Annotated in this window: 11 protein-coding genes and 1 pseudogene; 1 reads left to right on the top strand and 11 read right to left on the bottom strand. The window is 62.9% G+C overall.

Annotated features, from left to right (window positions below; genetic code table 11):
- The 11 genes and pseudogenes from ACS4RS_RS29695 to oiaX form a co-directional block, all read right to left on the bottom strand.
- A complete protein-coding gene (locus ACS4RS_RS29695; RefSeq protein WP_439012545.1) occupies positions 1–1,005 on the bottom strand; it encodes a dihydroxyacetone kinase subunit DhaK in 1,005 nt (334 codons plus the stop codon).
- A gap of 55 nt (positions 1,006–1,060) precedes the next feature.
- Positions 1,061–2,905, bottom strand: a complete 1,845-nt coding sequence (apnL, locus tag ACS4RS_RS29690; protein ID WP_439012544.1) for a D-apionate lactonase — start codon at positions 2,903–2,905, stop codon at positions 1,061–1,063.
- Positions 2,902–3,936 carry a Gfo/Idh/MocA family oxidoreductase gene (locus ACS4RS_RS29685; protein WP_439012543.1) on the bottom strand — a complete coding sequence of 345 codons (1,035 nt, stop codon included), beginning with the start codon at positions 3,934–3,936 and terminating at the stop codon, positions 2,902–2,904. The genes apnL and ACS4RS_RS29685 overlap by 4 nt, the downstream gene beginning before the upstream one ends.
- A gap of 1 nt (position 3,937) precedes the next feature.
- The gene (locus ACS4RS_RS29680; protein ID WP_028757638.1) at positions 3,938–5,002 is read right to left on the bottom strand and encodes an ABC transporter permease; all 1,065 of its coding nucleotides are present in this window, start codon (positions 5,000–5,002) and stop codon (positions 3,938–3,940) included.
- The gene (locus ACS4RS_RS29675) at positions 4,999–6,549 is read right to left on the bottom strand and encodes an ATP-binding cassette domain-containing protein (RefSeq protein ID WP_439012542.1); all 1,551 of its coding nucleotides are present in this window, start codon (positions 6,547–6,549) and stop codon (positions 4,999–5,001) included. Before ACS4RS_RS29675 ends, ACS4RS_RS29680 begins: the two co-directional genes overlap by 4 nt.
- On the bottom strand, positions 6,546–7,190 hold the full coding sequence (locus ACS4RS_RS29670) for a DUF2291 family protein (protein ID WP_439012541.1): 645 nt from the start codon (positions 7,188–7,190) through the stop codon (positions 6,546–6,548). The genes ACS4RS_RS29675 and ACS4RS_RS29670 overlap by 4 nt, the downstream gene beginning before the upstream one ends.
- 73 nt (positions 7,191–7,263) lie before the next feature.
- Positions 7,264–8,205 (bottom strand): D-ribose ABC transporter substrate-binding protein, encoded by a 942-nt coding sequence (locus ACS4RS_RS29665; RefSeq protein ID WP_012555680.1) that lies wholly within the window; start codon positions 8,203–8,205, stop codon positions 7,264–7,266.
- A gap of 95 nt (positions 8,206–8,300) precedes the next feature.
- Positions 8,301–9,128: a phosphogluconate dehydrogenase C-terminal domain-containing protein gene (locus tag ACS4RS_RS29660; RefSeq protein WP_439012540.1), complete on the bottom strand. Its 828-nt coding sequence runs from the start codon at positions 9,126–9,128 to the stop codon at positions 8,301–8,303.
- Between the two features lie 125 nt (positions 9,129–9,253).
- Positions 9,254–9,589, bottom strand: a pseudogene (locus ACS4RS_RS29655) (triose-phosphate isomerase); the annotation flags it as partial.
- A complete protein-coding gene (locus tag ACS4RS_RS29650; protein WP_439012615.1) occupies positions 9,589–10,923 on the bottom strand; it encodes a four-carbon acid sugar kinase family protein in 1,335 nt (444 codons plus the stop codon). The pseudogene ACS4RS_RS29655 and the gene ACS4RS_RS29650, both read right to left, overlap by 1 nt.
- Positions 10,924–10,928: 5 nt before the next feature.
- On the bottom strand, positions 10,929–12,185 hold the full coding sequence (gene oiaX, locus ACS4RS_RS29645) for a 3-oxo-isoapionate-4-phosphate decarboxylase OiaX (RefSeq protein WP_439012539.1): 1,257 nt from the start codon (positions 12,183–12,185) through the stop codon (positions 10,929–10,931).
- Between the two features lie 180 nt (positions 12,186–12,365).
- Between oiaX and ACS4RS_RS29640 the strand changes: the two genes are divergently transcribed.
- Positions 12,366–13,070, top strand: coding sequence for a transcriptional regulator NanR (locus tag ACS4RS_RS29640; RefSeq protein ID WP_439012538.1), 705 nt, complete (start codon positions 12,366–12,368; stop codon positions 13,068–13,070).
- The last annotated feature ends 66 nt before the right edge of the window (positions 13,071–13,136 follow it).

Genomic DNA, 13,136 nt, shown 5'->3' with positions numbered 1-13,136 from the left:
TTACCTCGCAAACATGGCGCAATCGCAGGGATGATCGATCAGTCGCTGCAGCTCGTCGTCGAGATGCATGACGGTGATCGACGCGCCCGCCATTTCCAGCGAAGTGCAGTAGTTGCCGACCAGCGAAGTATGAATGACAAGCCCGGCTTCATCGAGCCGCACCTTGACGCGCCGCATCATAATGTAGAGCTCCATCATCGGCGTGGAGCCCAGCGAGTTGACGAGCACGGCGACGCGATCGCCCCGCTGCGCCTTCATCTCGCGAAGGATGCTGTCCATCAGTTCGTCAGTCACCGCGTCGGCCGTCTTCAACGGCTCGCGGGCAACACCGGGTTCGCCATGAATGCCCATGCCGATCTCCATCTCCTCCTCGCCGATCAGGAAGTTCGGCTTCAAAGTCTGCGGCAGCGAGCAGGGCGCGAGCGCCACGCCCATCGTAAAGGTGCGCGCATTGGCATGGCGCGCAGCGCGCTCGACCTCATCGAAGGAATAAAGAAGATCGCAGGCAGCACCGGCCGCCTTGAAGATGAAGACATTGCCGGCAACGCCGCGCCGCTTTTCCCTCTGATCGGCAGGGGCGGAGGCGACATCGTCGTTGGTCAGGACGGTGCGCACCTCGATCTCGTCGAGCGCCAGCATTTCCGCCGCCATGTCGAAATTCATCACGTCGCCGGCATAATTGCCGTACATGAAGAGCACGCCGGCGCCGCCGTCGACCGCCTTGGCGCAGGCGATGATCGGATCGGGCGGCGGCGAGGCGAAGACATTGCCGATCGCGGCGGCATCTGCCAGCCCCTTGCCGACATAGCCGAGGAATGTCGGTTCGTGCCCGGATCCGCCGCCGATGACCAGCCCGACCTTGCCCTTGCGTGGCCCGTTTCTGGCAATGATCGCGCGTGGCATGTCATCCACGGCATAAAGATGCCGGGGATGCGCCGCGAGGACGCCCTGCAGCATTTCATCGACGGCATCCGCGCCTGCATTGATAAGCTTCTTTGTCTTCACGCCGATCCTCCCAGAACGAGCTCCGACTGCATAAATGCGGCTGGCGCGCGGGACGTCAATCCGCGAGCGGCAAGATCGCGGTGGCGAATGGTGCGAGCCGCACCTCTTTGGCGAATGCGTCGCCGTTGACGCTTCGCTCTTCGCCGGTCAGATTGACTACATAGATCCTGGCGCCGCCGGCATCCCGCGCCACGAAAGACAGCACTTGGGAGGGCGAAGACGAAACGCATTCCTGCCAGGACGCGCCGGCGAGTGCCGACAAAGTCCGCACCGTGTTGAAGAGCGGCCGCCGCCCGCCTCGTTCGGTCGGTTCATCAGGGCCGGCAATCAGGCCGAAAGGACCGGTCAGTGCCGAAAGCGTCAGGCATTCGAGACCGGCATCCAGCACCCGGATCGCGTAGCCGAGCGCAAAGGCCTCGGCGAAACACCCGTTGTGGCGCGGGTCACGATTGGCCATCGGAATGCGCCCACCGGACGGATTGTCCATGGTGCGGCTGCCATAAGGGTTCTGCCGCATCGGGATCGTCGACGGGCCGATGCGATAGGGTTTGTCGCCGTAGATCGCGCGGACGGATCGCGTGATGAAGGGCAGCGCTTCCAATGTCTGCATCACGCTGAGATCGTCGGCCGCATGCACGATCGGATTGGTGCAATGGCTGACGAAGTCGATCTCGCCAGCCGGCACGCGCTTGCGGTTTAGTTCGGTGAAATAGCTCAGCATACCGCCGCCGATGCGAATGCCCGGGAAGGCGGCGCGGGCCGCGGCATAGATCTCTTCTAGGGGAGGGCAGTCAGGCCATTTGCTGCCGGGCGGCGTCGATTGCCGATCGACGGAAGGCGAGATCAGGATCGCATCCGGTCGGAAGTCCGCGCGCTGCATCTGGCGGGCAATCTCGGCCGCCTCGCTCGATGGTGAGGACTTGCAGGCAAGCGCGATCTCCAGCGTCGTGCGGCCGCGATGAGCGGCAGTGATCGCGGCAAATTTCTGCAGCGCTTCGGCGCCATGTCCGGCGTTCGGATCGAAATGGAAGAGCAGTTCGCGAGGCGCGATCTCCGACAGGAGAGAACAGGCCGAGAGCGTTGCATCGGCCTCCTCTGGCGTAACGACCACGCCGATATCGGGCATGGTGCCGGCCCGTGTTCCGAGTTCGAGCCTTATGACACCGCTCGACGTCGCGGCTGAAAACGCTGCGGAACGGCTGATGTCCCTGATCGTGAGCGACGTCTTCTGCCGAACCGGTTGATTGACGGGAATTTTGTAGGGCCAGGGCAGGGCAAGCGGCCTGACATAGGTCTTATAGGAGGCATCGGACCAGTTCCTCTGATCCTCCATTTCGAAGGTGTCGCCTTCCATCCGGCATTCCGCAGTCACATCGGGCATGACCACATGGGAAATGGCACGCATCTCCTTGAACGGCTGCCAGGGCTCGATGACATCGGGAAAACGTGTCTCGACGATCCGGCCGTCGACATGTTCGACCCTTGCCGATGAGCCGGCCACGTCGACGATCGGATGCAGGATGCAGAAGCCGCAGCGATTGGTCTCGAAACCGGTCTCGGAGACGCCTTCGGCCTCGAAATCGAGCCGGTTCGGATATCCCCTGATGCGGACGTCGATGACGAGTTTCGTTCCGTCCGGTCCCTCGCAACGCGCCCGATAAGCGATGTCGAAACGGTCGTCACCCTGCTCGATCCTGAGATCGGCGATGACGGGGCTGTAGGTGCCCCAGTCCCGGTCGCGAACGAGGTAGGAAATCGCCCGCAGCACCTCGATCCCCCGGTAGCGGATCGTACGGAGGTTGCCATCGGCGAAATCGGCGGCCAGTTTTCCGGCCGTCAGGCGAATCGGCGGCGTTTCCACAACATGGGTGCCGTAGAGCTGGAAGGCATCGGCCGTCATGGCAGCATGGCCCCGACATCGATCGTCTGCCCCCTGGAAGCACTGTCATAGGCGGCTTCCACGAGGGCGAAGGTCTTCAGATTGTCGGCCCCTGACGTCGAGTGCTCGGCAGCGCGCTTGAGCTGTTCGACCCAATGCTGCTGGATCGCATAGACGCTCTCCTGGATATTGTGCCAGGGCCGCGAGGCCCAGGGCAGTAGCTTCGGCGAGACGTCCGCAATGGTGGTGCCCTTGGCGTTGGTGATTTCGAGGCGATAACCCTGGCTCAGGCGGATCGTGCCTTCGGCGCCGTCGAGTTCGATCAGGGTCTCCGGGAACGGCTCTTTGGAAAGCTTGGTGGCGTAGCTCACGTCGACGACCGAGGTGGCGCCGTTCTCGTGATCGAGCAGAATGGTCGCGACATCCTCGCCTTTGATTTTTGGATTGACCCGTCTGGTGCGGGCGGTGAGCGAGCTGACGTCGCCGAGGATATAGCGGGCGATATCCAGCGTATGGATGCCGAGATCTTCGATGATGAAGCGCTCGCCTTCGGCGAGATAGGGCTGGCCGGAGAAGACGTCGTAGCCCGAGCGGAAGGAGAAGCGCCCCCAGAAGGGCGTGCCGATCGCGCCGGCATCGACCGCCGTGCGCACCGCCTGGATCGGCGTCTGCCAGCGAAAATTCTCGTGCACCATCAGCGCCACCCCGGCCGCCCGGCAGGCCGCGACCATCGCCTTCGCATCCAACAGCGTCTTGGCGAAGGGCTTCTGGCAGATGGCCGGCACCTTATGTCGAGCCGCCATTTCCACCAGCGCGCGGTGGCTCTGGACGGTGGTGGCGATATCGACGAAATCGAAGCCGCTATCGGCAAACAAGGCCTCGGCATCGCTGTAGCGACGCTCGATGCCGAACTGATCGCCGACGATCTTCAGTCGCTCCGGATCGCGGTCGCAGATCGCGACGATCTCAGCACCTTCGACATCGTTCCAGGCATGCATCTGGTTGATCGCAAAGAAGCCGCAGCCGATCAACGCGCCTTTCAATTCGGTCATGTCAACCTGCCTTTGCCATCTGCATGAGGGTGACGCGCTGCTGCAGGCGGCGCTGCGCCTGGTCGACGACCACGGCGATGATGATGACGAGGCCCTTGATGACCATCTGCCAGAAGGAGGAGACGCCCATCATGACAAGGCCGTCGGAGAGGATGCCGATGACGAAGGCGCCGATGATCGTGCCGCCGATCGTGCCGCGGCCGCCCGACATCGAGGTGCCGCCGAGAACGGCTGCCGCGATCGCATTGAGCTCGAAGCTTTCGCCGGTGGCCGGATGGGCGGCCATCAGTTCCGAAGAGATGACGACGCCGACGATCGCTGCGCAAAGGCCGGAGAACATGTAGACGAAGATCTTCACGACATCGACGCGGATACCGGACATGCGCGCTGCCCGTTCATTGCCGCCGACGGCAAAGATGTGGCGGCCGATCGGCGTCGAGCGGGCGACATAGGCGGCCGCAAGCGCCAGCACGATCAGGATCCAGATCGAGACCGGCAGGCCGAGAATGCGTCCCGCGCCGAAGAAATCGAAGCCGGTGGTGGCATATTCCGGCCGGCCGACGAGGTTCGGAAAGGTCTGGCCATCCGACGACAGCAGCGCCAGGCCGCGGGCGACATAGAGCGTGCCGAGGGTGGCGATGAACGGCGCGACGTTGAGCTTGGTGATCAACAGGCCGTTGATCAGGCCGATGACAAGGCCGATCGACAGCGTGATCAGCACGATCTCGAAGAGGTTGAAATAGATGGTGTAGCCGATCGGCAGTTCGATACCGTAGAGGATCAGGCCGCCGGCAACCATGCCGCACAGCCCGACGATCGAACCGACGGAGAGGTCGATACCGCCGGTAATGATGACGAAGGTCATGCCCATCGCCAGGAAGGCGTTCAGCGCCACATGTTTCGACATCAGGATCATGTTCGCCGTCGAGGTGAAGTTCGGCGCGAAGATCGCAAAGAAGATGATGACGGCGAAAAGCGCGATGAAGGTCCGGAGCTTCATCAGCGTCAGAAGCGCGGAGCCGTTGGCGCCTTTCGGCGCAAGAGTGGTAGACGTAGCCGCCATCATGACGCGAGTTTCCCTTGATGTCCGTGTCCCTTGGCCGAAGCCGCGATGATGGCTTCTTCCGTCGCCTCGTCCCGGTCGAAGACAGCGACCAGCTGGCCGTTGCTCAAGACCGCGATGCGATCGGATAGCGCCATGACCTCTTCGAGGTCGGAGGTCGAAAACAGAATGGCGAGCCCGTTTGCCGCCAGCCGCCGCATGGTGCGGAAGACATCGGCCTTGGCGCCGACATCGATGCCGCGGCTCGGCTCGTCCATCAGCAGCACCTTCGGATTGGTCATCAGAGCCTTACCGATGACGACCTTCTGCTGGTTGCCGCCGGACATAGAGGTAACCTCGAAATCCGGATTAGGCGCCTTGATCGAGAGATCGCGGATCGCCTCCTGAATGGCGCTCTTCTCCGCGCCGCTGTCGATGTGGAAAAGCCGAGTGAAACGCGAAAGGCTTGCAAGCGTCAGGTTGGAGGCGATGGAAAGCACCTGCACAAGCCCTTCGCGCTGCCGATCTTCCGGGATGAGCGCAAGGCCGCGGCGGATGCGCCGCGTGGTGTCGCGGGCGCGCACTTCTTTGCCGTCGATGAAGATCTTGCCGCTCGAATGCATATGACGCCCGATCACGCATTCGAAGAATTCGCTGCGCCCGGCACCCATCAGGCCGTAAATGCCGAGGATCTCGCCTGCCTTGACCGACAGGGAGACATCGTTGACGGCAAGCCCGCCGGTCGGCCTGGGCAGGCTGATATTTTCGGCGCGGAACATCTCGCTGCCGACGGAATGGGTGACGGATTTCGCAAAATCCTTGGCATCCGAGCCGATCATCGAGCGCACGATCCAGCGCGTATCGATGTCGCGCACCATGGCATGACCGGTGATCTGGCCGTCGCGCAGCACCGTGATGTAGTCGCCGATGCGCATCAGCTCTTCCAGCCGGTGCGAGATATAGACGATCGCCACACCCTGCGCCTTCAGCTCGGCGATCACCTTGAACAGGATCTCGACTTCCGCCGCCGACAGCGCGGAGGTCGGCTCGTCCATGATCAGGATGCGAGCATTGAGCGACATCGCCTTGGCGATCTCGACGAGCTGCTGCTGGCCGATCGGCAGATCCTCGACCATCGTGTCAGCCTCGATGCCGGCATCGAGACGCCTCAGAAATTCGTTGGCCTTTTCGACCTGCGCCTTGTGATCGATGCCGAGCAGGCCGCGGGTGATCTCGCGCCTTGCGAAGATGTTTTCGGCGACCGACATGTTGGAGAAGAGATTGAGTTCCTGGAAGATCATGCCGATGCCATTGGCCTGCGCGTCGGCCGGACTGTCGAAGGAGACAGGTTTGCCGTCGAGGATGATGCGGCCGAGCGTCGGGCGCTCGACGCCGGCGATGATCTTCATCAGCGTCGATTTGCCGGCGCCGTTTTCGCCGACCAGTACGTTCACCGCGCCGCGGCGCAGCTCCAGATTGGCGCGCTTGACGGCGACGATGCCCGAATAGACCTTCGACACATCGTCGAGGCGCAGGATGATGTCGTCCGCTTGTGTCTCTGCCGCCGTCATGAGCCCACCTTCAGTTCCGAAGGGGTCACGAGCGGAAGCTCGCCGCTTTTCGGCAGCGGAAAGGCGCCGGTCACCGTCACCGTCTTGCCGGTGAGGCCGTCGCGCGGAACGGCGGAGAGAAAGGCGGTATTGGCCTTCTCGTTGAATGCTTTGCCGAACTGCGCCCATTCGATCTGGTTCTTGAATTCGTTGAAATTGACGAACTCCAGCGTGTCGCGCAGTGCGGTGCCGCGCAGCGCCGGTCCGATCTGCACCTTCGCATCGGCCTTGCCGTCGCCATCGGCGTCGACATCGAGCGTTGCCGCGCGCGAGGCCGTGTCGGCCGCAACAACCTTGCCGGTGATCTTCACCGCATAGGTCCAGGGCGAACTGCTCTGCTTGCGTGGATTGCCGTATTTTTCGCCCGCGGCGTCGGGGCTCGTGGCAACGAGCTGCATGACGTCCTTGAGCTCGCCGGCGCGCTTTTCGAAATAGGGCACGACCTCAGGCTGCCAGATCGCATCGACCTTGGCATTCGGGTCGAAAGCGGTCTTGGCCGCTGCCGCCGCCTTCTCCTCCGCGGTCGGCGTCTTGATGATCTTGCAACCGGGCAAGGCCGCCGCCACGACGGCGGCAAGCAGGGCGCCCTTCATTCTCAACATGCGGGTAAACCTCGACGTCTTGCAAAATGCATTGCGGAGGGCGCAACGCTGCACCCTCCGCAATTGGTGCTGATCAATTCGTCAGGGCGAAGGTCTCGAGCTTGCCGGAATTGTCGGCGTTGATGAGAACGCAATCCATCAACTGCTTCTCTTCCTTCGGCGTCGTCTTGTTCTTGATGTAGGCGTCGGCCTGTTCCACCGCCAACTGGGCCTGCGCATAGGCCGGCTGCAGCACCGTCGCTTTGATGCCGCCCGACTTGATCGAGTCGCGCACGTCATTGGAGCCGTCGAAGCCGACGACGATCACGTCCTTGCGGCCGGCGGCCTGAAGGGCTGCGATCGCACCCATGGCCATGGTGTCGTTGCCTGAGATGACGCCCTTGATATCGGGATTGGCCTGGAGGATGGTTTCCATCTTCGAATAGGCTTCCGTCTGGCTCCAGTTGGCCGACTGCTTGGCGACGGACTTCAGCTCCGGATAATCGTCGATGACGTCGTGATAGCCCTGCGAGCGGATGCCGGCATTGGTGTCGGACTCCTTGCCCACCAGCTCGACGTAATTGCCCTTCTCGCCCATCAGCTTGACGAATTCCTGCGCCCCGAGCTGGGCGCCCTGATAGTTGTTCGAAACGATCTGGGCGACGGCAACGCCGGTCGCGTTGATTTCGCGGTCAATCAGGAAGGAGGGGATGCCGGCATCCTTCGCCTTCTTGACGGCGGCGACGGAAGCGTCCGCACCCGCATTGTCGAGGATGATCGCCTTGGCGCCGCGCCCGATCGCCGTATCGATCATTTCCGACTGCTTGTTGGCGTCGTCGTCATGGGTCATGACGAGGGTCTCGTAGCCGAGTTCCTTCGCCTTGGCTTCGGCGCCGACGGCTTCGGCCTTGAAGAAGGGATTGTCATGCGCCGGCGTGATGATGGCGATGAGATCGGCCGCAAAGGCCGGCATGGCCGTTCCGAGCGCTAGCGCGCTGGCAAAGGCTGCAAGTGTTAGTCTGCGCGTCAGTTTCATTTTTTCCTCCCGTTGTGAATGAAGCCCCGTTTCCGGAGCGGCTACTCCGTCTCCCCGGAGCGGTTAAGGGGGAGGACTTGCCTCCCCGGGCCGGTTCAGGTGATGCGCCGGATGCTTTCGGCGATCTCCTGCGGTTCGAAGACTTTCTTCCAGTCGTCGCGCATCAGCGCCGGAATGCCGAACTCGATCGCCTTGTTGCAGGCATCCGAGAACACGCCGTCGACCTCCTTGAAGATGACCGCGCCGAGCACGTTCATATGGCCGAGCAGAAAGTCGCGGGCGGCCTCTGCCGGCACGCCCCGCGCCACGCATTCGTCCATGGCCTGGCGCATGACGACGAGCAGCGAGGCGCAGACGGTTTCGGAAAGGCCGGGTTCGAGCATGGCGAGCTGGTCGACCGTCACCCGGTGCGAGCGCATGACCGGCGCCCAGATGATCTTGGCGATTTCCTCGCCGAGCGCATAGGCACTGTCGGGCCCCTGCATCAGCGCCGAGACGATGTGCTGCTTGGCGAACAGGCCACCGAAATGATCCTTCTTGGCCTGCATATCCGTCTCGTCGTTGAAGATCGGCGGATGGCAGGGATGGGTGACGAAATAGGTGAGGTCGTCGCGCTTCGGCAGATGGCCGGCGAATGGGGCGGCGGCATCGAGCGCAACCATCATCGTGCCGGGTGTGAGCTTGTCGACGATGCCGGCCGCGACCTTGCCGATCGCCGTATCCGGCACGGCGAGGATGACCACGTCAGCGCCGTCGAGGGCAGCATCGACCGGCACGCAATCGAGGCCGAGGTCGTTCTTCAAACGCGCCTTGCCAGCGTCGCTCACCTCGACATGCCGCACTTCAAAGCGCGAGCCTTTGAGATTTTTGGCAAGCCGGTATCCCATTTTGCCGCCGGCGCCGAAGAGAGCAATGTTGGTCATGTTTTCCTCACCTTTTCAGTTCTGGATAGGATCATATACTGGTATGATGAGTCAATCACCATATCATTACTTTGGCCATTTAAAACCCATGTTTTTCCGCGTTCAGCCCGTCGATCGCCGGAACCCTTGAGGCCGATGGTTTCGTCGGTCTCGCCGAAATGCTCGCGCCGCTCGCAATGGCCGAGTTCAACGATGTCGAGCCGGCAGTCCTTCAGCATCATAGGTGAGATCTCGCCCGTCCAGGCGCCGGCGTCCTCCCAGTGCATGTTCTGGGCGCCGACCTTCCCCGAGATCTCGGCCAGCAAGCGCTTGACCTCGCGTATCGCGGTAAAGGCGGGAATGACGAAGCGCTGCACGCGGCTATCGCGTTCCGCATCCGTCGCTGCGAGGCGGTGCGCAAAAGCGAGCGCTTCCTCCACCGTCTTGCTCATCTTGAAACTGGTGCCGACCCAGACGACCATCAGTTTTTCCTTCCGTCGCGGATCTGCGCGAAATAGCCGTCCGTTCCGACCTGGCCGCCTTTCAGCGCGATTTGCAGGCCGTTGGTCGGCGGGTAATCGCCATGGGCGAGGCATAGCGGCGACCCCGGCGTCTGGGGCAGCGGCAGAAGCGTCGTCAGTGCGTCGATCCTCAACTGCCGGAGTGCGTGGCTGGACGTGTCGCCCCCGGCAACGACGGCGCGCGACAGCCCTTCCGCCTCGACAAGACGGCGCAGGATCGTGCCGAGCGCGCTGCCGAGCCGGTGGCGGGCGTCCGGCAGCCGGTCGATATCGGCGCCGCGGTCCGCGGATGGGCCGAGCGCCGTGTGGAGGATGACGCTCTTGCCTTCTTTCAGCTTGTCGACACCCGCCTGCACGGCCGCCTCCACGGTGGCTTCGCCATTGGAAACCAGCGCGAGCGGGTCGAGCGCAATGCTCTCGAAACCGTTCTCGGCAGCCGTGCGGATCTGCCGCTCGGTCGTCGGCGAGACGCTGCCGGAGACGACGGCGAGGCGATCGACCGGGCCGATATCGGGAAATTCGGCGCTGTCCTCGCCGATCAGGCCGGCCTGCCGCCAGACGCTGATCAGCGCATATTCGACCCCTGAGGAGCCGGCGACGAAACCTCCCGAGCGGCCGGCTTCCCGCAACATCTGCCGACCGGCCGCCGCCTGCGTCGACTCGGCGTCGACATCAAGGAGCAAGATACCTTCGCCATTCGACGTTAATTGGTCGATCCGCTGATCGGCGTCCGCAGCGGTGATCGCGACGAGATCGGCGAGCAGGACGGGGAGGGAGGTCTGCTTCGACAGGTGGAGCGCAAGATCCGCCTCGTCCATCGGCGTGACAGGATGGCGGCTCATGACGGGATGGCGGTCGATGCGGAAGACGCGGCCCTGATAGGCGGCGAAGAGATTGCCGAAGGCCGTATAGCGCTTCAATTGCGGCGCGCCGACGATAACCGGCACGATGGATTGCCCGAAACGCCTGCGGCCGATTTCGATCGCCTTGCCGATATTGCCGATCCCCGGGCTGGAATCGAAGGTCGAGCAGACCTTGTAATGGCAGATCGATGCACCGAGCGAACTCAGCCAGTCGAAGGCCGGCGCAAGATGTTCCTCCATCCACGCCGGCGTCTCGCTGCGGCTCGTTCCCGCAAGGCCGATCGCGCGGCAGTGTTTGAAGCGGGCGAGCAGTTCCGGCGAGGGAAGGTCGAGGAAGAGCACGGTCTCGACACCGTTCGAGGCAAGCGCCTCCATAACGTCGGTCGAGCCGGTAAAATCATCGCCGTAATAGCTGACGAGACGTCCGTCCATATCGGTCATGCACCCTTGCCGTCGCTGAATTTAGCAATCGAAGCGGCAAGCTCCGGATGATCCTTGGCGTAGACCTCCAGCGGAATGTCGGCGACCGCCGCCTGCCAGGCCTGCTGCACGGCGCGAACCCCGGCCGCCGGGCCGCCGGGGTGGCTGACGATGCCGCCGCCGCAGAGATAGAGGAGGTCGACTGTGCGGCCGGTGCGCTGGTAGGTCTCCGGCGCCTGCCCGCCCCACTGGCCGGAGCCGGCGACCGGAAGCGGCCGGTCGGCGGCGTCGAACAGCGGCGCTCTGATGGCCTTGAAGGAAGAGACGAAGCTGTCGTCCGGCTCCCAATATTTGACCCTGATGCCGTTGATCTGGAATTGGTCGACGCCCAAGAGCCGCCAGAACTGTTGATAGACCTTGAAGTCCAGGCCGGCACCCGGATCGCGCGTCAACACGTCCCAGCCGTTTCGATGCGCGTGCAGCACCAGGCTGGAGCGCTTGCGCAGAAAGCTCATGCCGCCGAAGCCGATCGAGTTGATGTTGACGACGGCGCAGTTGCCGCCGGCCGCAGCGACGATGTCGTGGTTGCGCATCATCTCGTCCGGGTCGGCATGCGAGATGCCGAAGGCATACATGACCTTCTTGCCGGTCTTCTGCTCGTGATCGAGAATACGCGGCATGATCGCCGCGACGCGGTCCTTGAGCGGCGAATAGGCCGGGCTCATCAGCTTCTCGTCGTCCTTGATGAAGTCGACGCCCGATGCGATCAACTCGCCGACGAGCTCGGCCGTCTCATGCGGCCGCAGCCCCAGCGCCGGCTTGACGATCGTGCCGATGATCGGCCGGCCATCGACGCCGGTGAGGCGGCGGCTGCCCGGAATGCCGAACTGCGGCCCGGGATGGGCGCTCTTGAAAGCGTCGGGCAGCTTCATGTCGACGATGCGGATGCCGGTCATGCCCTTGATCGAATAGACTCCGCCGATCGCAATCGTCATCAAAGCGGAGAGATCGGTGCCGATCGCCTCAAGCGGAAAGCCGATGTCGACATCGGCGCGGTGCAGAAGCGTGCCCGGAGCAACCTCCGGCCAGGTCGGATGACGCCCGTCCTCGAGCGGGCGGATCGCCAGCACCCTGGCGGCGACACGCGCCTTCAGCTCCTCGGTCTCGCCCGGAACCGGCACGAAGGTCCCGGTCGACTGGTCGCTGGCGATCTTCTCCGCCATCGCCTCGACGCTGCCGGGCGTTTCGATGCGGTAGGTCAGGGTAATCATCATGAATGGACGGTTGCTCCTCTCGGCAAACGCATATAGTCATGGCGTCAACTTGTGATCTGGTATAATGAGTATTCCAACTGTTGAAAAGCGGAATCTTCGGGCGCGCAAATTATCGACCGCAAGCTTTGTCCTTGGTCCGGAAAACTGTTAGGAGGAGACATTTTGAGCCAGCGAGATCTCATGACCCAGCCCCTCGAACAGATCGTCCGCCGGAAACTCTCCGACGAAGTGTTTGATCGACTTGAGCGATTGATCACCTCAGGCGAGCTTCAGCCCGGCGACGAAATGCCGTCCGAACGGGTGCTGATGGAGCGCTTCGGCGTCGGCCGCCCGGCGATCCGCGAGGCGATGCAGTCGCTCGCCAACAAGGGTCTCGTCAGCATTTCGCACGGCGAACGGGCCAAGGTTCTGCGGCTGACGGCAAAGTCGATCTTCCGCCAGGTCGATCTCACCGCCAAGATCATGCTGTCGCAATCGGCGGATTCGCTCGAACATCTGAAGAGCGCCCGCATCTTCTTCGAGCGCGGCATGGCCCGCGAGGCCGCGCAGCGGGCCTCGGCAAACGACATCGCCGATCTCAGGGATATCATCGAGCGCCAGCGCATGTCGCTCGGCCGGGCCGAAGCGTTCATCGACGCGGATATGGAGTTTCACACCCGCATCGCCCAGATCTCCGGTAACCCGATCTACGTCGCCGTCAGCGAAGCCATGCTCGCCTGGCTCAAGGAATATCATACCGAGATGCTGATCTGGACCGGCAAGGAAAAGTTCACGCTCGCCGAACATGACGAAATCGTCGACCGCCTCGAGGCCAACGATGTCGACGGCTCGGAAGCCGCGCTGCTTAAACACCTCGAACGCTCGCGCGCACTTTACGCGAAGTAGGGCGCTTTTGTTTAACGACTGCTTGGGAACAATGATGTGCCGGCGAGGTTGTGGATAGGCCCGTCA

The sequence above is a fragment of the Rhizobium sp. F40D2 genome, assembly GCF_051810745.2.
Classification (GTDB): Bacteria; Pseudomonadota; Alphaproteobacteria; order Rhizobiales; family Rhizobiaceae; genus Rhizobium.
Note: the sequence above shows the minus strand (reverse complement) of the source record. Positions and strands in the feature narration are given on the sequence as shown.

Excerpts from the sequence above, each read along its gene's own strand:
- apnL (WP_439012544.1), bottom strand. The coding sequence starts at position 2,905 with ATGACGGCCGATGCCTTCCAGCTCTACGGCACCCATGTTGTGGAAACG.
- ACS4RS_RS29685 (WP_439012543.1), bottom strand. The coding sequence starts at position 3,936 with ATGACCGAATTGAAAGGCGCGTTGATCGGCTGCGGCTTCTTTGCGATC.
- ACS4RS_RS29680 (WP_028757638.1), bottom strand. The coding sequence starts at position 5,002 with ATGATGGCGGCTACGTCTACCACTCTTGCGCCGAAAGGCGCCAACGGC.
- ACS4RS_RS29675 (WP_439012542.1), bottom strand. The coding sequence starts at position 6,549 with ATGACGGCGGCAGAGACACAAGCGGACGACATCATCCTGCGCCTCGAC.
- ACS4RS_RS29670 (WP_439012541.1), bottom strand. The coding sequence starts at position 7,190 with ATGTTGAGAATGAAGGGCGCCCTGCTTGCCGCCGTCGTGGCGGCGGCC.
- ACS4RS_RS29665 (WP_012555680.1), bottom strand. The coding sequence starts at position 8,205 with ATGAAACTGACGCGCAGACTAACACTTGCAGCCTTTGCCAGCGCGCTA.
- ACS4RS_RS29660 (WP_439012540.1), bottom strand. The coding sequence starts at position 9,128 with ATGACCAACATTGCTCTCTTCGGCGCCGGCGGCAAAATGGGATACCGG.
- ACS4RS_RS29650 (WP_439012615.1), bottom strand. The coding sequence starts at position 10,923 with ATGGACGGACGTCTCGTCAGCTATTACGGCGATGATTTTACCGGCTCG.
- oiaX (WP_439012539.1), bottom strand. The coding sequence starts at position 12,185 with ATGATGATTACCCTGACCTACCGCATCGAAACGCCCGGCAGCGTCGAG.
- ACS4RS_RS29640 (WP_439012538.1), top strand. The coding sequence starts at position 12,366 with ATGACCCAGCCCCTCGAACAGATCGTCCGCCGGAAACTCTCCGACGAA.